Source organism: Achromobacter sp. ACM03 (genome assembly GCF_014851665.1).
Lineage (GTDB): Bacteria > Pseudomonadota > Gammaproteobacteria > Burkholderiales > Burkholderiaceae_B > Achromobacter > Achromobacter aegrifaciens.
Window position 1 is genome coordinate 752,554 of the sequence record NZ_JACVAD010000001.1, and the last position, 19,726, is coordinate 772,279.

20 protein-coding genes are annotated in these 19,726 nt (G+C 67.6%); 10 read left to right on the forward strand and 10 right to left on the reverse strand.

Annotated features, from left to right (window positions below; translation table 11 throughout):
* Window positions 1–207: 207 nt before the first annotated feature.
* The 4 genes from IB257_RS03385 to IB257_RS03400 form a co-directional block, all read right to left on the reverse strand.
* Entirely contained in the window at window positions 208–495 is a 288-nt protein-coding gene (locus IB257_RS03385; RefSeq protein ID WP_225588731.1) for a hypothetical protein, read from the reverse strand.
* Window positions 492–1,568 carry a BamA/TamA family outer membrane protein gene (locus tag IB257_RS03390; protein WP_119452040.1) on the reverse strand — a complete coding sequence of 359 codons (1,077 nt, stop codon included), beginning with the start codon at window positions 1,566–1,568 and terminating at the stop codon, window positions 492–494. Before IB257_RS03390 ends, IB257_RS03385 begins: the two co-directional genes overlap by 4 nt.
* Before the next feature lie 286 nt (window positions 1,569–1,854).
* A complete protein-coding gene (locus tag IB257_RS03395) occupies window positions 1,855–3,177 on the reverse strand; it encodes an MFS transporter (RefSeq protein WP_054454400.1) in 1,323 nt (440 codons plus the stop codon).
* Window positions 3,178–3,352: 175 nt separating this feature from the next.
* Entirely contained in the window at window positions 3,353–4,012 is a 660-nt protein-coding gene (locus tag IB257_RS03400; RefSeq protein ID WP_054454398.1) for a GntR family transcriptional regulator, read from the reverse strand.
* A gap of 119 nt (window positions 4,013–4,131) precedes the next feature.
* Here IB257_RS03400 and IB257_RS03405 point away from each other — a divergent pair, with 119 nt between their 5' ends.
* From IB257_RS03405 to IB257_RS03430, 6 genes are read left to right on the forward strand one after another with little or no spacing between them, the layout of a single operon-like run.
* Complete coding sequence (locus IB257_RS03405; RefSeq protein ID WP_156337376.1) at window positions 4,132–4,302, forward strand: hypothetical protein; 171 nt, start codon at window positions 4,132–4,134, stop codon at window positions 4,300–4,302.
* A complete protein-coding gene (locus IB257_RS03410; RefSeq protein WP_192491869.1) occupies window positions 4,295–5,650 on the forward strand; it encodes an amidase in 1,356 nt (451 codons plus the stop codon). Before IB257_RS03405 ends, IB257_RS03410 begins: the two co-directional genes overlap by 8 nt.
* A 15-nt stretch (window positions 5,651–5,665) precedes the next feature.
* Window positions 5,666–6,862, forward strand: a complete 1,197-nt coding sequence (locus IB257_RS03415; protein WP_192491870.1) for a CaiB/BaiF CoA-transferase family protein — start codon at window positions 5,666–5,668, stop codon at window positions 6,860–6,862.
* The gene (locus IB257_RS03420) at window positions 6,859–7,644 is read left to right on the forward strand and encodes an enoyl-CoA hydratase (RefSeq protein ID WP_192491871.1); all 786 of its coding nucleotides are present in this window, start codon (window positions 6,859–6,861) and stop codon (window positions 7,642–7,644) included. The genes IB257_RS03415 and IB257_RS03420 overlap by 4 nt, the downstream gene beginning before the upstream one ends.
* 28 nt (window positions 7,645–7,672) lie before the next feature.
* Window positions 7,673–8,575 (forward strand): polysaccharide deacetylase family protein, encoded by a 903-nt coding sequence (locus IB257_RS03425; protein ID WP_054454388.1) that lies wholly within the window; start codon window positions 7,673–7,675, stop codon window positions 8,573–8,575.
* Window positions 8,572–9,945, forward strand: coding sequence for an MmgE/PrpD family protein (locus IB257_RS03430; protein WP_192491872.1), 1,374 nt, complete (start codon window positions 8,572–8,574; stop codon window positions 9,943–9,945). The genes IB257_RS03425 and IB257_RS03430 overlap by 4 nt, the downstream gene beginning before the upstream one ends.
* Window positions 9,946–9,968: 23 nt before the next feature.
* Here IB257_RS03430 and IB257_RS03435 read toward each other — a convergent pair whose 3' ends face one another.
* Together IB257_RS03435 and IB257_RS03440 are read right to left on the reverse strand one after the other, a co-directional pair.
* Window positions 9,969–12,032: a TonB-dependent copper receptor gene (locus tag IB257_RS03435; RefSeq protein WP_192491873.1), complete on the reverse strand. Its 2,064-nt coding sequence runs from the start codon at window positions 12,030–12,032 to the stop codon at window positions 9,969–9,971.
* Window positions 12,033–12,275: 243 nt separating this feature from the next.
* Window positions 12,276–12,680 (reverse strand): DUF2946 family protein, encoded by a 405-nt coding sequence (locus IB257_RS03440; RefSeq protein WP_054454382.1) that lies wholly within the window; start codon window positions 12,678–12,680, stop codon window positions 12,276–12,278.
* 228 nt (window positions 12,681–12,908) lie between these two features.
* On the opposite strand from IB257_RS03440, the gene IB257_RS03445 reads away from it, so the two are divergent.
* Both IB257_RS03445 and IB257_RS03450 read left to right on the forward strand, forming a co-directional pair.
* Window positions 12,909–13,535, forward strand: a complete 627-nt coding sequence (locus IB257_RS03445) for a glutathione S-transferase family protein (RefSeq protein ID WP_054454865.1) — start codon at window positions 12,909–12,911, stop codon at window positions 13,533–13,535.
* Between the two features lie 226 nt (window positions 13,536–13,761).
* Window positions 13,762–14,352 carry a YceI family protein gene (locus IB257_RS03450; protein WP_175213395.1) on the forward strand — a complete coding sequence of 197 codons (591 nt, stop codon included), beginning with the start codon at window positions 13,762–13,764 and terminating at the stop codon, window positions 14,350–14,352.
* A gap of 43 nt (window positions 14,353–14,395) precedes the next feature.
* On the opposite strand, the gene IB257_RS03455 is transcribed toward IB257_RS03450, so the two are convergent.
* Together IB257_RS03455 and IB257_RS03460 are read right to left on the reverse strand one after the other, a co-directional pair.
* Window positions 14,396–14,884: a DUF6644 family protein gene (locus tag IB257_RS03455; RefSeq protein ID WP_054454377.1), complete on the reverse strand. Its 489-nt coding sequence runs from the start codon at window positions 14,882–14,884 to the stop codon at window positions 14,396–14,398.
* An 11-nt stretch (window positions 14,885–14,895) separates the two neighbouring features.
* Entirely contained in the window at window positions 14,896–15,282 is a 387-nt protein-coding gene (locus IB257_RS03460) for a DUF6152 family protein (protein WP_054454374.1), read from the reverse strand.
* A gap of 450 nt (window positions 15,283–15,732) precedes the next feature.
* Between IB257_RS03460 and IB257_RS03465 the strand changes: the two genes are divergently transcribed.
* Window positions 15,733–17,031, forward strand: coding sequence for an APC family permease (locus IB257_RS03465; protein ID WP_054454863.1), 1,299 nt, complete (start codon window positions 15,733–15,735; stop codon window positions 17,029–17,031).
* 60 nt (window positions 17,032–17,091) lie between these two features.
* Window positions 17,092–17,955, forward strand: a complete 864-nt coding sequence (locus IB257_RS03470) for a cyclopropane-fatty-acyl-phospholipid synthase family protein (protein ID WP_225588732.1) — start codon at window positions 17,092–17,094, stop codon at window positions 17,953–17,955.
* Between the two features lie 18 nt (window positions 17,956–17,973).
* Here IB257_RS03470 and IB257_RS03475 read toward each other — a convergent pair whose 3' ends face one another.
* Window positions 17,974–19,278, reverse strand: a complete 1,305-nt coding sequence (locus tag IB257_RS03475) for a type II toxin-antitoxin system HipA family toxin (protein WP_244958647.1) — start codon at window positions 19,276–19,278, stop codon at window positions 17,974–17,976.
* Window positions 19,279–19,291: 13 nt separating this feature from the next.
* Complete coding sequence (locus tag IB257_RS03480; protein WP_175180953.1) at window positions 19,292–19,636, reverse strand: helix-turn-helix transcriptional regulator; 345 nt, start codon at window positions 19,634–19,636, stop codon at window positions 19,292–19,294.
* Between the last annotated feature and the right edge of the window lie 90 nt (window positions 19,637–19,726).

Here is a 19,726-nt window from a genome sequence, read left to right on the forward strand (position 1 = left end):
TTACCCGGGTCGGCGGGCGCGCGCTCAGTAGTAACTGGCAAAGTTTCGCCACTAGAATCCGCAGGCAGCGCACCTCGCGCAACTTTTTTTCGACGAATCAGTGCTTTTTTTCGACGAAATCCGCAAAGAAAACCACACTGTTACCGCTTGCGCGGCCACAAATGTAAGTAAAAATTGAATGCGGCGTAGAGCCTTCGGCCGGCCGTGTCAGGGGCGCGCTGGTGTCCGCCTGGCGCCGTCCGAAGATGCCAGCAGCATCTGCCCTTTGGGTGTCAGGACAACCACCGGTTCGACATCCGCGCGGCGGGGAACGTCCACCAGCCCGTTGGCGGTCGCGTCTTCCCAGGCGGACAGGCGCGGACACGAACTGCGCCAGGCGTCCATGGTCTGCGCATAGGTGCGCGGCCGTTCGGCGATCCAGGCCAGGAATTGCAGCAGGTTGCCGAGCTGGGACGTGCCGGCCTGCAACATGGAACTATCGTCATCTGTCTTCATCGCCATGCACTCCCAACCTGGATGTAAAAGGCGTTCTGGTCCTTGCTGTGGGCGATGTCTATCCCCACCGCCAATCCCAGCTTGGCGGCTATCAGATACCGGAAGCCTGTGCCGATGCTGACGACATTGGTGGAATCGGCAAAGGATTTCCAGTTTCCGTAGGCCTTGCCCACGCCGCTGAACCCCAGTATGGACCAGCGCGGGGTGGCGTCCCAGCGCAATTCTGTTTCGAAGGTCAGCGCGTCGCGGTCCTGGTAGCGGCCCCGCGCCACGCCGCGCAGGTCGACGTAAGGCTGGGCGTAGAACGGCACCGTGCCGCGCGTGAACTGGCCGTCGCCGCGCAGGCCCAGGGTCCAGCGCGGGGCCAGCGGCAGCCAGGTGTAGCCGCGCGTGCGGTAGCTTTCGAAGGCCTGGTCGCTGCCCAGCCAGCTGCGCGAAAACTGGGCCTCCAACTCGGCATAGCTGCCCCGGTTGGGATAGAACATATTGTCGCGCGTGTCGTAGTCCACCACCACGCCGGCCTTGCCGATGCGGCCCGCCAATTCGGCCTTGGACAGTTCGCCAGCCTGGCTGCCGGTGAACCGGGTGTTCGAGCGGAAATAGGTATAGCGCGGACCGACGTACCAGGGCGTGTCGCCCACCCGGGCCAGGACCTGCTGCATCAGGAAGGTGCCCTTCACCTCGTAGCTGCGTCCGTGGCTGGAGGCGCCGTAGTACTCCAGGTTTGCGCGTCCCTGGGCCAGCGCGCCCAGGTAGCGGTAGCGGTCGGCGTCCCAGCTGCGGAAATGGAACAGCGCGCCGCCGCGCGTGCCGTTTTCGGTGGCCATGGCGCCAATGCCGGTGACATTGGGCGGCGCCTTGCTTTTGCCTTCCGGCTGGCCCTGGGAGGCGGCCTCACCCGCCGGTTCGGAGAAGTACAGCAGCATCACGCCGCCGCCATAGCCCACTGCGGGCTCGGTGATGATCACGGGTACCGGCAGCGCGCCGTTCTGGCGCAACAGGAAGTCGCCCATGTCCAGGCCGCCGCCGTTCGCGTCTGCGTCGGCGTCCGCTTGCGCCAACGCCGCGCCCATGAAAGCCGGGCCCGTGCACAGCAGGATCAGGATTTGCTTGGCCAGTCGCGGCCAGGTGACCGGATGGCCCCGGCGTGCCGCGCCGCCCGTGGCGGGCTCGGCCCCCCTGGAGGCGCTGTCTCGGGCGTGTCTGCATTCCTGGCGCACGGAGTCCTTCCCCGTTGTAGTGCCGCAGTCCGGCGATGTCGGGCGGCTCGCAAGAATGAGACTGGAGCCGCGCGTTCAGTCGTGCACCGCCGATGATGACACGGCGCCGGATCTTGCGCACTACTTCCGCCACCGCTGCCTAGACCGCGAGCCTGCGCATCGTCAGCGCGACGACCGCCGTGGCGACTAGCTGCATGCCGGCCACGACGTACAGGCCTGCGGCCACGCCGCCCGTCCATTCCTTGAGCCAGCCCATCATGAACGGCGTGGCGAAGCCGGCCAGGTTGCCGACCGAATTGATGAAGGCGATGCCGCCCGCCGCGGCGGTGCCGGTTAGGAATGCCGCCGGGATGGCCCAGAAGACGGGGAACGCCCCCAGCACGCCGATGGCGGCGATGCTCAAGGCGCCCATCGCCAGCACGGGGCTGCCGATGTAGGCGCCGGTCAAGGACAGGCCGACCGCGCCGACCAGGGTGGCGCCGGCGCAATGCAAGCGGCGTTCGCGGGTGGAGTCGGAATGGGCGCCGTTGATCACCATCGCGGCCGTGCCCAGGATGAACGGGATGGCCGACAACAGGCCTATGTTCAGCGCGCCTTGCACGCCCAGCTCGCGCACGATGGAAGGCATCCAGAACGCCAGCGTCGCATTGCCGCCGACGATGCAGAAGTACGCCGCGGTGCACAGCCACAAGGCAGGCAGGCGCAGGGCCTGGGCGAAGCTGGCGTGTTTGCCGGGGTCCAGGCGTTCACTGTCCAGCTCGGCCGTCAGCGCGGCCTTTTCCGCCGCGCTGAGCCAGCGCGCCTGCTGGGGGCGGTCCGGCAGATAGGCCAGCACCACCAGTCCGGCGATCACCGAAGGAATGCCTTCCAGCACGAACAGCCATTGCCAGTTGCGCAGCGGCGCCACCCCGTCCATGCCGCTCATGATGAGTCCGGCTATCGGCCCGCCGACGATGCCGGCGATGCCGAACGACGTCATGAACCAGCCATTGATGCGCCCTCGCCTGCCTGCCGGTATCCAGTACGTCAAGTAAAGCATGACGCCGGGGAAGAAGCCCGCTTCGAAGGCGCCCAGCAGAAAGCGCAGGACATAGAAGGAGGTGGGCGTGGTCACGAACGCCATCGCCATCGAGGTCAGGCCCCACAGGATCGTGATGCGGGCCAGCGTCTTGCGCGCGCCGATGCGTTGCAGCAGCAGGTTGCTGGGCACTTCGAAGATGAAGTAGCCGATGAAGAAGATGCCCGCCCCCAGGCCGTACACCGCTTCGCTGAAGCGCAGGTCCTGCAGCATCTGCAGCTTGGCGAAGCCCACGTTGACGCGGTCGATCCACGCCAGCAGGAACAGGAAGATCAGGAAGGGAATGAGGCGCCAGGCGACCTTGCGGTGCATCTGGCCAGGATCGGCGGCCGGCGCGGCGCCGTGTGCGGGCGCGGACAGGGGTTGCGGTGAAACAGCATCCATAGCGGGTTCCTCGGTGGAGCGGATCAGGGGAGCGCCCTAGCCCGCCGATACCGGGGCAAGGTTACGCGAGCAGATGTTTTTGTCTGCTATAAATATATTGTGCCATTATGAAAAAATACAATAATCAGGATTAACCCGCGGTGGCCGCCGCGGGGCGAGGTCCGCCGCCGCGTCTTCAGGCCAACAGGTTCTTGGGCAGCGCGGCGATGAAGGACGCGAAGCTGGTGGCGCCCTGCCCGGGGCTCATGTGCTGCGTCATGACCGCGGCCGCGCGCGCCGGGTCCTGCGCCTGGATGGCTTCGAGCAGTTGGCCATGCTGTTCCCATGACGAGGCCAGGCGGCCGAAAGCGGAAAAGGCGTGCAGCCGGTAGGCGCCGGTGCGCGACCGCATGCGCAGGATCTCCTGGCGCAGATAGGGATTGCGGGCGCCCAGGTACAGGGCATCGTGGAAGCGCCGGTTGTGTTCCTGCCAGGCGTCGGTGTCCTCGCGCCGCACCACGGCCGCGGCGCGTTCATGGATGGCTGCCAGCTCGTCGCGTTCGGCGGGCGTCATGCGTTCGCAGGCCAGGCGCGCGCCTATGCCTTCCAGCTCCGCCAGCAGCTCCCACATCGCCAGCAACTGGGCCACGTCCATCTTCGCCACCACCATGCCGCCACGCGGCAGGCTGGCCACCAGCCCTTGCGCCTGCAACTGCAGCAGCGCCTCGCGCACCGGTGTGCGGGAGACGTCGTAGGTCTGCATCAGCATCTGTTCATCGACCGGATCTCCCGGCAGCAGGCTGCCATCGCGGATGGACTCTTCGACTGACAGGCGGATGCGCTCAGCGGCTTTCATGGCGGACTCCGGTGTAGGGGGTAAGAAAATTCACGCTAGGCATAGTATTTTATTGACTTCTATAAATATATTTATGAGACTAGACTTTTATTTTAACGAGCAAAACGCGGCAGGAGGTAATGAGCATGGAAGACTCGCCCAAGCAGGAATGGCAGGCCTGGGTCGCCCTGGCCTGCAAGACGCATGGCCTGGCGGTACCAGTGGAGACGCAAGCGGCGGTCGCACGCACGCTTTTGCGCCTTGCCGCCGTGCAGGCCGAGATCGACGGCTGCGGGGACGACGATGCCTGATTCTCTGCTGCATCTTTCCGTGGCCGACATGCGTCGAAACTACGCCCAGGCCGCGCCCGGCGCACGCGTGGCATTGGTCTCGACCCAGGCTGCGGCGTTCCAGCGCCGGGCGGCCGACCTGCTCTGCGCCACGCGCACCTATCAACCCTCTGGGCAGACCGTGCGTCCTGGCGGCCTGCTTGAAGGCGTGGCCTTGGCGCACAAGGATGCCTTCCAGACCGGCATGCACGCCCCGGGGCGCGGGCGGCCGTTGCGCGACGAAGCCCCAGGGCCGATGGCCACGGCGCTGCGCCGCTTGCAGGAACACGGCGCGCTGAATCTTGGCGCGCTGGCGATGGCCGAGCATGCCTGCGGTGCGACGGCCGAGAACCCCCACGGCGCGCCGCTGGCCAATCCGCTGGACGCCGCCGCCGCGGTGGGCGGATCGTCCAGCGGTTGTGCGGTCGCGGTGGCGGCAGGCCTGGTCCCCGCGACGCTGGGCACCGATACGGCCGGCTCTGTGCGCATGCCGGCCGCGACCTGCGGCCTGGTGGGACTCAAGCCGACTCCGGGGGCGATCCCGGCGGACGGCGTGGCGGCCTTGGCGCCTACCTTGGACACGGTGGGCGTGATGGGCCGCAGCGCGCTGGATGCGGCCTGCGTCTACGCCGCGTTGCTGCCAACGCCGCCAACCGCGTCCGCGTTGCCCGCGGACATGGCGCTGATCGAACGGGAACTATCCAGGCCGCGGCGTTGGAGGCTGGCCTCGACGCTGGCGACTGCCGGAGCGCGCGCCGACGTGGCCGAGACGATGGCGCGATTCGAACGCGGCCTGCCCGATCCGCAACGCATCGGCTTGCGCCCCGCGCCCGACCTGGACCGCTTGAACCGTCTGGCGCAGATCGTGCTTCATGCCGAAGCCGCCGCCACGCTCGCGGGCAGCGTGCGCCGTGATTTGGCCTCGCTGGCGCCGGCCACCCAGGCCATCGCGCTGCCGGGCTGGGCCATGCCGGCGGTCTGGTATCGCCATGCCTTGTCGCAGATCGCGCCACTGCGCGCGGCCTTCCTTGCCACCTGTCTGGCCGACGCCGATCTATTGCTGACGCCCTGCCTGCCGCAAGGCGTGCCGGACCGCGCCGCGGTCACCACCAGCAGCCCCGATTTCGATCCCCGCGCCCTCGGCGCGCTGCACCGCCATCACGCCTACCTCAACTACCTGGGGCTGCCGGCGCTGGTCCTGCCCGTCGGCATCGATGCGCAAGGCCGCCCTGTCTGCGTGCAAGCGGTCGGCGCGCCCGGCAGCGAAGCCCTGCTGCTGGCCTTCGCGCATCAGTACGCCCTGCCCTTTTCCGCCATTCTGCAACGCTAATCCACGGGACTCATCATGGCCAGAATCAATGCCTCCCCCACCCTGGCGCGCTTTCGCGTGCTGGACCTCTCGCGCGTGCGCGCAGGCCCGACCTGCGTGCGCATCCTGGCCGACTTCGGTGCGGACGTGATCCGCATCGAACCGCCGGCCGGGATCGATCCCAATGAAGCCATGTTCGCCGCGGACCGTACTGGCGGCGACTTCCAGAACCTGAACCGCAACAAGCGGTCGATGACGCTGAACCTGAAGAAGCCCGAAGGCCTTGCCGTCTTCAAGCAGTTGGTGGCCACGGCCGACGTGGTGGTGGAAAACTGGCGGCCCGACGTCAAGGCGCGCCTTGGGGTGGACTACGACGCCCTGCGCGCCATCAATCCCCGCATCATCCTGGCCAGCATCTCCGGCTTTGGCCAGGACGGTCCCTATGCGGACCGGCCGGGCTTTGACCAGATCATCCAGGGCATGGGCGGGCTCATGTCGGTCACGGGCTTTGCCGGCGGCGGTCCGCTGCGCGCGGGACTCGCGGTCGCAGATTGCGGCACCGGCATCTATGCCGCGGTCGGCGTCCTGCTGGCCCTGCTGGAGCGCGAACACTCCGGCGTGGGCCAATGGGTCCACAGTTCCCTGCTGCACACGCAGATCGCGCTGATGGACTTCCAGGCTGCGCGCTATCTGAACGACGGCGACACGCCGGTGCAGGCAGGCAATGACCATCCGACCAGCAGCCCGATGGGGCTGTTCGAGGCCAGCGACGGCGCGTTCAACCTGGGCGCGTCCGGCGAAGGCAACTGGCGCCGCCTGTGCGAGTGCCTGGATGCGCCGCAATGGCTGGAAGACCCGCGCTACGCGACCGAGAAGTTGCGCGTGGCGAACCGGGGTGCGCTCAATGAATCCCTGGCGCAGCGCTTTAGCCAACAGAGCGTCGCGCACTGGGTTGGCCTGCTGAACCGCGCCGGGGTGCCTGCAGGCCCGGTCTACAGCATTCCGCAGGTGTTCGAGGACGAACAGGTGCGCCACCTGGGCGTGGCGCAGCCGGTTGCCGACGATGCCGGACACCAGTACCGGCTGATCTCGCAGCCCGTGGCCTTGACGCGCACGCCCGCCCAGATCAGGCGGCCCGCGCCAGGCTGGGGCGAGCACACCCGCGAAATGCTCGCGGAGATGGGCTATGCCGCGGGCGACATTGAGCGCCTGTATGAAGAGGGCGTGGTATGAGCGGCGGCCAGATCCAGGTGGATTTCCAGGACGGCATTGCAACCCTGACGGTCTGCCATCCCGAACGGCGCAACGCAATGACGCTGGACATGTGGCTGCAGTTGGCCGCAGCGCTGCGTGAACTCGACGGCGCCGCAGTCCGGGTGCTGGCGCTGACCGGCGCCGGTACCCGGGCCTTCGTGTCCGGGGCCGACATCAGCGAGTTCGACCAGGCCCGCGACGGCGCGGCCGCGGTCGCCCGGTACAACCAGGCGGTGGCGGATGCGCAGCAATTGCTGGCGGACTTCCCCGCGCCTACCGTTGCGCTGATACAAGGCGCCTGCATGGGCGGCGGCATCGGCCTGGCGCTGGGCTGCGACCTGCGCTATGCCAGCGCCAGCGCCCGCTTCCGCATGCCGGCCGCAAGATTGGGGCTGGGCTACTCCTATGCCGACATGCGCAGGCTGGCGGGCGTGGTGGGCGCGGCGTCCGCCTTCGACCTGTTCTATACCGCCCGCATCCTTGACGCCGAGCAGGCCGAACGCCGCGGCCTGGTCCACGAACGGTACGCCGACGACGATTTCGTCCGCCAGTCGCAGGCCCGGGTGCGCGCCATCGCCGCCAATGCGCCCCTCTCCCTGCGCGCGGCAAAGGCAGCCATACTGGCGACCATGAATCCGCCCGCGCCCGCGCAGCTCGATGCGATCGACGCCCTGGTGGCCCGGTGCTTCGCCAGCGAGGACTACGCCGAGGGCCGGCGGGCGTTCGCCGAAAAACGCGACCCGGTCTTCCTTGGCCGCTGAGCCGTCTTTGAACCATGAGCAAGATGCCATGAACAATCCACGCATTCCTTTCATGCTTTCCAGCCAGCGCCCACCCCTGGCGGCGCTGGACGGCCGGGCCATCCTGGTGCACCTGGTCGTCAATGTGGAGCACTGGCCGTTCGATCAGCCCATGCCCCGCACCCTGCTGACCGCGCCGCACGGGCGCGAGACGGTGCCGGACGTGCCCAACTACAGCTGGGCCGAATATGGCCTGCGCTGCGGGCTGCCGCGGATCATCGACGCCATCCGCGGCCGCGGCCTGCCTGCCTCGGCCAGCCTGAACGCCTCCGTCATCGATGCCTACCCCGAGGCGGCCCAGGCGCTGCTGGAGGCCGGCTGGGAATTCATCGGCCACGGCATCCACCAGCGCGCTTTGTCGCAAGAGGACGGCGACGGCCAGGCCCGCACCATCGCCGCGGCGCTGGACCGGATCGAGCGCTTCAGCGGCCGCCGGCCGCGCGGCTGGCTCTCGCCGGGCTTGCGCGAAACGCTGGACACGCCGGATCTCCTGGCCCAGGCCGGCATCGACTACCTGTTCGACTGGTGCCTGGACGATCTGCCCAACTGGATGCGGACCGCCGGCAGGCCCTTGCTGGCCTTGCCGTACGCGCTGGAACTGAACGACTCGGTCATCCACGCCGTGGAAAAGCATGCCACCGGGGAATTCAGCCGGCGCCTGGAGCGGACGCTGGACCTGTATGCCGACGAGGCCCGGACCGCGGGCCGTCCGCGCGTCCTCACGCTGGGACTGCATCCCCATCTGATGGGCGTGCCGCACCGCTACGCCGACCTGCTCACCATGCTGGACCTGCTGCAAAAGCACCCGATGACCGCCTTCGTCACCGGCGCCGCGATGTATGACTGGTACGCCGCCCAGGTTCCCGTCCAGCCCGATGGAGCCGCCGCATGAACGCCATCGATACCCTGGTCGCGCATTTGCTGCGCACCCAATACGAGCACCTGCCCGCAGCGGCGGTGGAAGCGGCCAAGACCTTCATCCTGGATGCGGTTGGCGTCGGGCTATCCGGCTCGCGCCATCCCCGCATGCCCTCGCTGCGCCAGGCGGCCCAGGCCCTGGGCCAGGGCGCGGAAGCGACCGTCTGGGGCAGCGGCGAGCGGCTGCCGCTGGCCAGCGCGGTCATGCTGAACGCATATCAAGTGTTCAACCAGGAGTTCGACGCGATCCACGACCGGGCGGTGGTGCACGCGTTTGCCTGCATCGTGCCGGCGGCGCTGGGCTATGCCGAACGCGAAGGCGGCGTCGATGGTCCCCGATTGATCACCGCGGTCGCCGCCGGATTGGACTTCGCCATCTATGTCGCGCTGGCCCAGCGCGCGCCCATGCGTTTTTTCCGGCCGGCCATGTGCGGCGGCCTGGGCGCCACGGCTACGCTGTGCAAGCTTGGCGGGTTGGATGAGAGCGCCACGCGCGATGCGCTGGGGCTGGCGTACAGTCATCTCTCCGGCACCATGCAGGCGCATATCGAAGGCTCGCCCGCGGTCGGCCTGCAGGTCGGCCTGAACGCCAGGGCGGCGGTTACGGCCTTCGAGCTGGCGCGCGCGGGCTTTCCCGGTCCGCGCGACATCCTGGAAGGCCCTTATGGCTACTTCGCGCTGTATGACGCCGGCCAGGCCGACTGGGACGCGGTTCGCGCGGACGTGGGCCGGGTGTTCCAGATCACCCGCATGAGCCACAAGCCCTACCCGACCGGCCGGGCCACCCATAGCGGCATCGGCGCCGTGCTGGACCTCATGCGCGCCCATGCGCTGCAGCCCGGGGACGTGGACCGGATCACGGTCCGCGCGTCGTCGTTGATCGTGCGCCTGGTGGGACGGCCGGCCCATCCGGGCATGGATTCCGCCACGGCCCGGCTCTGCATGGGCTATGCCATCGCTACTGCCCTGCTGCGCGGCCGGGTCGGCATACCCGACTTCGATCCCGACGCGCTGGCCGAGGCCAGGACTTTCGAACTGGCCGCCCGTGTCCAGGTGCTGGATGACGGCAATCCGGACCCCAACGCCATGAGCCCGCAGCGCGTGGAATTGCGGCTGAAGGACGGCCGCGAATTCGCGGTCGACATGCCGGCCTTTCCCGGCAGTCCGGAACGCCCCTTGGGCGTGGCGGAACAGGACGCCAAGTTCGAAGCCTGCTGCGCGTCCGTGCAGCCGCCGCTGCCCGCCGGCCAGACACGGGAGCTGGCGCGACGGCTGCGCGGACTGGAGGCCGAACAGGACCTGCGCGGCATCATCCGTCTGCTGACAACCGGGCGTTCGTCCTGACGGCGTGTTCCGGACTGGGCGCGTCAGTACTTGAAGCTCACGCGCGCCCAGACCGTGCGGCCCGGCTCGTTGACTGCGGTGTTGGCGGCATAGCCGAAACCCGCATTCCCCGCCAGGTTCAAGTGTTCGCTGTAGGTTTTGTTGAACAGATTGTCCACGCCCAGCGACAGGCGGACCTGCTTGTTGACCGCATAGCCGCCGTTGACGGAGAAAACGCCGAAGCCCGCGCTCGGGCCGAAGTCCTTGCCGACTACGTTGCCCTCATTCAAGGCGTAGCGTTTTTGCGCGGCCACGATGCGCCACAGCGCCCCGGCCGACCAGGTGCCGTCATCGTAGGCGGCGCTGAGCCGGGCCTCCAGCGGCGGCATTTGCGGCAACGCGTGGCCGTCGCTGCGGTTCTGGCCCCAGGCGTACGCCAGTGTGGCGCCCAGCTTCCATGCCGTCGCCGGCTTGTACGAGACGCCCAATTCGCCGCCCGCGATGCGGGCGTTGATGTTGGTGGCCTGCGAGGCCGGCCCCATCATGCCGCCCGAGGTGTAGCTGAACAGGATGAAGTCATTGACGTAACCGGCGTAGCCTGAGAACCAGGCGTCCAGCGCTTCGGTTTTGTACTGGGCGCCGAAATCCAGCTGGGTGGTTTTCTCGGGCTTCACGCCCTGGAAGGCGTTGACGGACCCGGCAGGCCCCTGGTCCGGAGAGAACAGCTCCCAGTAATCGGGGAAGCGCTCGACGTGGCCCAGGCCCACATAGACCGTGGCCGGCAGCGAGGCCAGATCCTGCTCATAGCGCAGGAAGCCGCTGGGCAGCGTGTCCTTGCGGCGCTCATCCGCTGTGGGATTGGGCATGGGCATCATCATCGAGCCCGTGTCCTGGCGGAAGTCCTTGGCCGAAGCCCAGTCGACCCGTGCGCCGCCGATGACGCGGCTGTCCGGCGCGACGCGCCAGGTCAGTTCGCCGAACAGTCCGGTGTTGGAAAAGTCGGCGTCCTTGACCCAGCTCTGGCTGCTGTACGGCACGGTATCGGTGCCGCTGCGGGAGCGATGGCGGCTCTGCTGGAAATCCAGGCCGGTGACCAGACTGATATCCGGCGTCAGTTCCCAGGTGCCGGCGTAGCGGCCGCCCCAGGTCGCGCGGTCCACGTCGGCCGCCATGGCCATGGGCATGGCGCTCATGGGGTCCGGCGCGCGCAGCGTGTAGTTATCCATCACGTGGTCGGCGTAGTTGTAGTACAGCTGCGCCTCGACCTTGCTCAGCACGGGCCCCAGGTTGCGCTTCTCGAAGCGCAGGCCGAAGCTCTCGCGCTTGAACTGGGAGCCGTCCATGCCGCGGCCGGCATAGCGTGCTTCGCCATCGCCCGTGCCCGCGGTCAGTTCGTACAGCGTGTCGGCGTCGGGCGTGAAACCCAGGGTCAGGTCGGCGTTCCACTTGTCCCAGCGCGAAGGCACGGTGTTGCCGTCGCCGTCCTTGTAGTCCTGGGAGTGGGAATGGTTGGCGGTGATGCGCGTGTAGACCTTGTCGTTGCCCACGGTCAGGTCGGCGGCCTGGTCGTTGCGGCCGAACGAGCCGCCCGTCAGGCTGCCGTCGAATCGCACGCCGGCTGCGGTGAAACGGGGCGTGTCGCGGTCGAACTTGACCGTCCCGGCCGACGCGCCGGGTCCCCACAGCACGGTCTGCGGTCCCTTGATGACCGTGAGCTGGTCGAAGTTCTCGGGCGAGATATAGGAACTGGGCGCGTCCATGCGCGCAGGGCACGCGCCCGGCATGGAGGTGCCATTGGTCAGCAGATTCAAGCGCGAGCCGAACATGCCGCGCAGCACGGGATCGCCGTTGGTGCCGCCATTGCGGATGGCCGAGAAGCCGGGAATCGTCTTCAGATAGTCGGTCCCGTCGCTGGCCGGCAGCGGCTGGCGCGGGATCTTGGGATCCGTGGTGAAGGTCAACGGCGCGCTGGGTTCCACGCCCGTGATGACCACGGGATCGGTGGTGTAGACGTCGGGCGTGTCGGCGGCTTGGGGCCAGGCGGGAGATGAGGCGGCCAGTGCGGCGGCCAGGCAACTCGCGCGCAGGAATTCTTGGTTTGTGGTCATGTCTGGTGTCTGTCGATCGGGAACGTGCGGTGGCAGGCGCGGACGGGCAGCGCGGCCGCCTGCCTTTAAGAAAGGCGTGGCAGGAGCGCGCTGTCTGCGCATGGGCGTGACGAAGTGGGGGCCCTCCCCGCGCGGCGCAAAAGGACCTTGGCCCGCTGCGTGCGGGCGACGCTGGCGCAACCGCTCAGGCCCGCGGGTTGGCGGGCTGCGCGGATGGCATGTCGTGGAAGTCTGGGGAGAGGGTCAGGCGGATGGCGGCGGCGCGCGCGACCGTTGCGGCAGCCGGGTCAAGGCGCTTGCAACGTGGGGTTCGGCGGCGGGGGGATGGACTGCGGGGGCTGCGGCTGGCAGGAGCCAGGCCAGCAGCACGATTTCGGGCGGCAGCGCGTCGCTCAGCATGGCGCAGCCTGCGCTGCAGCAGTGCGGCAAGGCGCCGCTGTGCTGCTGCGCGCCCTGCTTTTGCCCATCGGCATCCAGCGTCACCACGCGTGGGCCGCTGGCCGTGCAGACGATGGTGGTGACACCGGGCTTGCCCGTTCCGATGCCCGAGGCCGCCAGCGCCGAAGACGCGATCAGCGCCTGGAAGACGAACAGGGCCATCGCGACCAGCGCGACCCAACGTCTACGGGCATAGGCAGATGCATGCATTCGGCGGTTCCTTATCGGCGCAGATGCTATCACGCAGGGCGGAGCAGATCCCGCGCATGGATGGCAACGCGCAGCCAATTCGGATTGCCGTCTGATGTAGATCAGACAATGCCGCCGCTTCGTGCGCGTCGCCGCCAAGCTTGGCGCAGGCAGGTGATCGGGCTACCCTGTAGCCGGCAGCCCGTAGTGGCGACTTGGCTTTTCAACCATAGAAAGTAGAGGATGCGGATGTCCCGTTGGACTTTTTACACAGCCCCTGGCACCTGTGCGCTGGCGACGCATATCGCGCTCCATGAAGCGGGCGCCGACTTCGACCTGGTCAAGCTGGACATGGGCGCTGCGCAGCAACAGAGCCCCGAGTACTTGCGCGTCAACCCCAAGGGCCGCGTGCCGGCGCTGGCGACCGAGCACGGCGTGCTGACCGAGACGCCCGCCCTGCTCGCCTTCGTGGCGCAAAGCTTTCCGGCCGCGCAGCTGGCGCCGGTCGACGATCCTTTCGCCTTCGCGCGCATGCAGGAGCTGGCCAGCTATCTGGCGTCCACCGCGCACGTGGCGCACGCGCACAAGCGCCGCGGCGCGCGCTGGGCCGACGATCCGGCCGCGCATGCCGCCATGCAGGCCAAGGTACCGCAGACCATGACCGCCTGCGCCGCCTACCTGGAATCGCAGATCGCCGGCCCCTGGGCGGCGGGCGAGCGCTACAGCGTGGTCGACGGTTATCTCTACACCATCGGCAGCTGGTTGGAGGGCGACGGCGTCGACCTCGCGCAGTTCCCCAAGCTTGCGGCCTATCTGGCCCGGGTTGCGGCAAGACCGGCCGTGCAGCGCGCACTGGCCGAAGCGCAGGCTTCCTGACGGCGGCGGGCTGGCCGGCGCGCGGCGCCCGGCCAGCAATGCCGCCGATAGTATCGGTTTGATTGGCATCAAAACTGGAACGCTGCAGTCAGTTCCGGCGGACTAGCGCGGTATTGCATCCTTTCCTATCCTTCTTCCGTGCCGTTGCTGTCAGCGCGTTTTAAGCTGACGGGCTGACGGAATGCGCGTCCCGGCTCCTCCGGACGCCAAACATACCGAGAATCGAATGAAGCACACCTACGCAGCATTTCTGGCCGCCTCGCTGCTGGCCTTGGGCAGCCTGCCGGCGCACGCCGCGCCCGTGGATTACCAGATCGACCCGGAACACACGGAAGTCGTGGTGACCTGGGACCACCTGGGTTTCTCCAAGCCCACCGCGCATGCCGGGGCCGTGACGGGCGTGATCCGCTACGACGCCGCGCAGCCTGCAAAGTCGGCCGTCGACCTGCGCGTGCCGGTGGCGCGCCTGACGTCGCACGTACCCAAGCTGGACGACATGCTGCAAGGCGCCGAGTTCTTCCAGGCGGCCAAGTACCCGGACATCCAGTTCAAGAGCACCTCGGTCACCGACCACGGCAACGGCAATCTCAGCATCAGTGGCGTCCTGCGCATCAAGAACATCGAAAAACCGGTGGTGCTGCAGGCGCGCCAGAACAAGCAAGGCATCCATCCCATGGCGCAGCGTCCGGCCATCGGCTTTGACGCCATGACGGTGGTCAAGCGCAGCGATTTCGGCGTGGACGCGTTTGCGCCCGGCGTGAGCGACGAAGTGCAACTGCGCATCACGGTCGAGGCCGTGGCTGACGCCGCACGTTGATTTTCCGGGCGCTGCGATCGCCGCACACGCAAGGCCCTGGCTCCTAAGACAGGAACCCGATCCAGCGCCCCGCCACCAGGCAAGCCAGCCATAAAAACAGCGAAGCGCCTGCGCGCACGCGCATGGCGCCCGTCGCACTGCCCTGATCCCGCACCGTCTGCCAGGCCAGGCTGCGCCGTGCAAGCACGGCATTGATCGCACCCGCGGCCAGCAGGCCCATCTTGATCCCGAACGCGGGATTCGCCAGGTACTCCAGCGGCTGGACGCTGAAAAGCATGGCGCCGGTCAACGCCGCCAGCGCCAGGCCCGCTGCCGCAGTCCGCGCCAACACCGGCGCCAGCACAGCCAGCGGTCCGGGCTTGAGCCACCCCAGGAGGCGCAGGTCCAGCGGAACGATGGAGCCTATGAGCAGGCCGATGGCGCCGATATGGGCGGCGTTCACCAGCAGATACAGCGTGCTCCACCGCCGCAGCCAGATCGACGGCGGCAGGGTCTGAAGCTGTTCCAGCGCAAGACGCAGCAGCTCAGGCATGGCCCGGCCGGTCAGGGCTTCTTGATGCGGCTGGGATAGATGTCGTAGGTCTTGCCGCCTACCTTGATCTGGACGGCTTTCATGCGCTTGGCGTCCGACTCGCGGTCGCGGTTGCCGACGGCGACGATGGCATCGCCCGGTTTGGCCGAACCTTCGACGAATCCGGCGTCCTTGGTCTGGGTGGGATTGCCCAGCTCCACGCGCCAGACGCCGTCGTCGGCGCGTACGTCCAGCCAGGGATGCGGGGGCGCGATCTGCACTTGCTGGACCGTGCCTTGCAACGTCATCTGTTCGGATTCGGCCCACGACCAGCCGTGGTGGGCCATCGCGGCGGGCGCCAGGCCCATCAGTCCGGAAAGCGCCAGCGCTGCCGTGGCCACGCGTATGGATAGCTTCATGTCGCTGCTCCTGAATTGCGGTTTGGCTCCCCTTCCTTTGCGGCGGCCGCTCGTGTGGCGCGCGTCCGGCGCAATCAGCATAGCGCGGGAGGCGTTGCATATCGAGCTTGATTCAATGATGAGAAATTACTTTAAATAAAGAACCTTAAATATTAAATTAAAGTCATATTAATCAATGAATTAGAAAACTATTCTAAGAATTTGGATGATGCTGAATCTATGCTGAATTCGAGAAATCATCGATTCTCACGGGAAAACCCGGAGAAACTTTCCCGCACGGAATACGGTCGCAAATTGTTCAGGTGATTGTCAGGCACCGTCCCCAAATGGCGCCGTCTCCACGCGCCCGCCGCGCCCAACCGAGAGCATCCGATGACACAGCCCACCCTGCGTTCGCCCGCGAATCCGGCCCTGTTGCTCCAGCCGCGCGCGCCGGCCGGCTTGTCGGTGATGGATGCCACCATGGTGCTGGTGGGCGTGGTGATCGGGATCGGCATATTCGGCTTTCCGCCACTGGTGGCGCAGCACGCGAGTTCCGAGGCGATGTACATCGCCTTGTGGTGCGCGGGCGGCCTGGTGATGCTGGTCGGCGCGCTTTGCTACGGCGAGCTGGGCTCGGCCTATCCCGGCGCGGGCGGCGAATACCTGTACCTGACACGGGCCTGGGGCCGGCAGGTGGGACTGATGTTCGCCTGGGCGCGTTGCTCTGTCATCCAGACGGGCGCCATCGCCGTGGTCGCCTATATCTATGGCGATTACGCGCAACGGCTCGCGCCCCTTGGTCCGTACGGCCCCGCCCTGCACGCGGCGATATCGGTGGTGGCGCTGACCGCCTTGAACGTGGCGGGCACGCGCTATTCCAAGCGGTTGCAATGGGTGTTCACTGCGCTGACGGTGGCGGCCTTGGCGGCGGTGCTGATCGCCAGCCTGGCCGCCGCGGGAGACAGCCCGCTGCGCAGCGCTGCCGAACCGGGGCCTTTGACCGGCAATACCGCGGGCCTGCTGGGCATGGGCATGGTGTTCGTGCTGCTGACTTATGGCGGCTGGAACGAAGCCGCCTATCTCAGCGGCGAGCTGCGCGACCCGGGCCGCAACATGAGCCGGGTGCTGCTGATCGGCACGCTGCTGGTGACGGGCGCGTACGTGCTGACCAACCTGGCGCTGCTGGAGATCTTCGGCCTGCAGGGGCTGCGCGATACGCCGGCGCTGGGGGCGGACGTGATGCAGCTGGCGGCCGGCCCCTACGCTGCAGCCCTGCTCAGCCTGACGATCTGCGCCACGGCGCTCAGCACCATCAACGGCACCATCATCACCGGCGCGCGGGTGTATTGCGCCCTGGGCCGCGACGTGCCGCGGCTGCGCGCGCTGGCGGCGTGGAACGCGCAAGGCGAGACGCCCGCATCCGCACTATTGGTCCAGGGCGCGATCACGCTTGCGCTGATCGCGCTGGGCGCCTTCAGCCAGAACAGCGTGCAGACCCTGGTGGCCTATACCGCACCGGTGTTCTGGATCTTCATGCTGCTGGTTGCGGCCTCGGTGTGGCGCCTGCGGCGCATCGATCCGGACCGCCCGCGCCCGTTCCGCGTGCCGCTCTATCCCTTGCCCCCGCTGCTGCTGGCGCTGACCTGCGCCGGCCTGGTGGTTTCCAGCGCCATGTACGCCGGCGCCGGCGCGCTGATCGGGCTGGCGGTGCTGGCGGCGGGCCTGCCGCTGCTGCGCCTGCTGGGGCCCGCGCCGCCGCGGGCCTGACCAAGGTTTCCCCGGGGCGGCGATCCCGTCCGCATGCCTTACCTGCAAGGAGTCCACATCATGCACATCGCGATTCAGTCCTTCAGATCCGTCGCCCGTAGCGCCATGCCGCCCCTGCGCGGCGCCGTGCTCGCGTCGGCGGCCGCGCTGGCCCTGGCATGCGTCCCGCTGCCCTCGCTGGCCGCGGCCGCGCAGCCCTCGGAACAGAAAGAGTACGTGCCGGACGTGGGCCAGGACGGCAAGGACGTCATCTGGGTGCCTACGCCGCAGGCCCTGGTCGATACCATGCTGGACATGGCCAAGGTCACGCCCAAGGACAAATTGATGGACCTGGGCTCGGGCGACGGGCGCACCGTCATCACCGCGGCCCAGCGCGGCCTGACGGCCCAGGGCATCGAGTACAACCCGGACCTGGTCGAACTGTCGCGCCGCAACGCGCAGCGCGCCGGCGTTGCCGACCGCGCCACCTTCGTGACGGCGGACCTGTTCGCCACCGATCTGTCGCAGGCGGACGTGATCACCATGTTCCTGCTGTCGACCATCAACGAAAAACTGCGGCCCAAGCTGCTGGAATTGGCGCCCGGCACCCGCATCGTGTCGAACTCCTTCCGCATGGGCGATTGGGAGCCGGACGCCGAGGAAACCATCCGGCAGGACTGCAACACCTACTGCACGGCGCTCTTGTGGATCGTGCCCGCCAAGGTGGCGGGCAACTGGGAGGTGGACGGCCAGCCCCTGCAGCTGGAGCAGCGCTACCAGCGCCTGTCGGGCAAGCTGGGCGGCGCGCCGATTTCGGAGGCGCGGCTGAATGGCGCCGAGATCTCCTTTGTCGCCAACGGCGTGCGCTATACCGGGACGGTGAATGGCAAGCAGATGAGCGGCAGCGCCGCCGGCCGGGGGAACTGGTCGGCCAAGCGGGTGTAGGGCCGCGACGCGGACGGGTTATGCCGCGTGGCGCCAGGCCGTCAAGGATGCTTCCACATGCCCGATTTCCTGCGCCGTCATCCCGGCCATGGCGTAGTAGCGCTGGCGTTGCTCCACCACCTCGCGCACGTGCTCAAGGATGCCGCGAGCGACGGCTTCAGACCGCAGGCCGAAGCGCCGGTATTCGCTCAGGCAGTTCTGGAATGAACTTTCCCGGCCCGCCGCGCCGATGTGCAGGTAGTGCCTGGCGGAGCCTTCCTGCGTGACCACGTCGAACAGGGGCGACAGCCGGTAGGTCTGCGCGCCCTCGTCCTTCAGGAAGCCGACGTTCTTCAAGTGGTCGTCGGTGTTGTGGACGGCGACGTTCAGGATCATGCGCGCGTACAGTTCCTTCAAGTCCCGCACCGGGTTGGACGAAATCCGGCGCGTGACGTCCGCCAGCCGCGCGTAGGAATACGTGGCCTTGCCGCGCGCCTCGTCGAGTTCGCGTTTGCCGATCTGCGCCGAGGGGCTGATCAGGGAGGCGCCGCTGAGGAAATGGCGGCGCGCGACGATGGGAGTCGCGCCCTGCCCGGCCGGCAGCAGCTCGCGGTCGAAGCGGTGCGTCAGCAGCACCGCGCCCAGATGCGTTTCGGCCAGGCGGATCTCGGGCACCGTCAGGCCGATGGCGCGCGCCATCTGCAGATTGGCGTATTCGACGCGCTGGCGGTCGTAGGAATCGCCCTTGCGCGGAAACTTGGCGATCCACATTTCGCCGCGCTCGTCGCGCACGATGGTCTTGGGACGCGCGCCGCCGATGTCCCAGGAGCTGCCCAGGATGTCGCGGTACAGGCCCTTGGGCTTGACGCCCTGATCGATATCGGTGAGCAGGTCCGCAAGCGATTCCACCTGGCTGAGTTCCGGCAGGCGATAGGTCTTGCGCATGTTCGGCGTAAGCCGGCGGGCGCTGAAGAACAACGCCCCCACGCCCATCCCGCGTCCCTTGAGCAGGACTTCGTCCTCGGTCACGCGGGCGCCGGCGTTGTCCACGCGCATGACGTTGCGGCCCCATGCGTCGGGGGCGGCGTCAAAGATCGCGCCCAGCGTTTCGTAGCGGCTTTCGGTGCGGAAGGTGGTGCGCGCGTCCACCAGCGGCAGGTTCAGCGGATCCAGCGCAAAGGCGCGCTGATCGTTCACATAGGACTGCACATAGGTGAACTCGGCGTAGAAGCGGCTTTCATCCGAATCGTCCAGCGTCAGCAGGCCGGCGAGCACGGCCTCGCCGCGGATGTCGACGTAGACATACAGCTCGCTTTCCACCGATTTGTGCTTTCTTGCTTTCACGATTTGCGTGGCGCTACAGCTGGGTAGGATCGGCGCGGTGCGTGTTGGGCGTCTTGCCGCTGCCCCGGCTGGGCCGGCGCACCGCGTCCAGGCGTTTGCCTACGCCGTCCAGGTCGGGATCGCCCAGGGCGTAGACCTGGTCCGCATAGCCGTACTGCAGCAAGGCTTCAATGGCCAGCGCCAGGGACACGCCGCCGTCGCCGCGTTCCAGGCGCGTGATGGTGGCGCGCGACACGCCCATGCGGGCGGCCAGCGTGGATTCGGTTTCGGCGCGGCGCAGCCGGGCGGTGCGGATGTTGGCGCCAAGGCGCGCAAGCGCACTGGCGGCATCGAAGCTGGGTTCGATCTTCTTTTTCATGAGTCAATAATAGTGCTTTGTTTGTTGGTTTGCACTATTAATGAGGCATATTAGGAATTAAGTATGCTCTATTAATGAGGCATTAGTGTG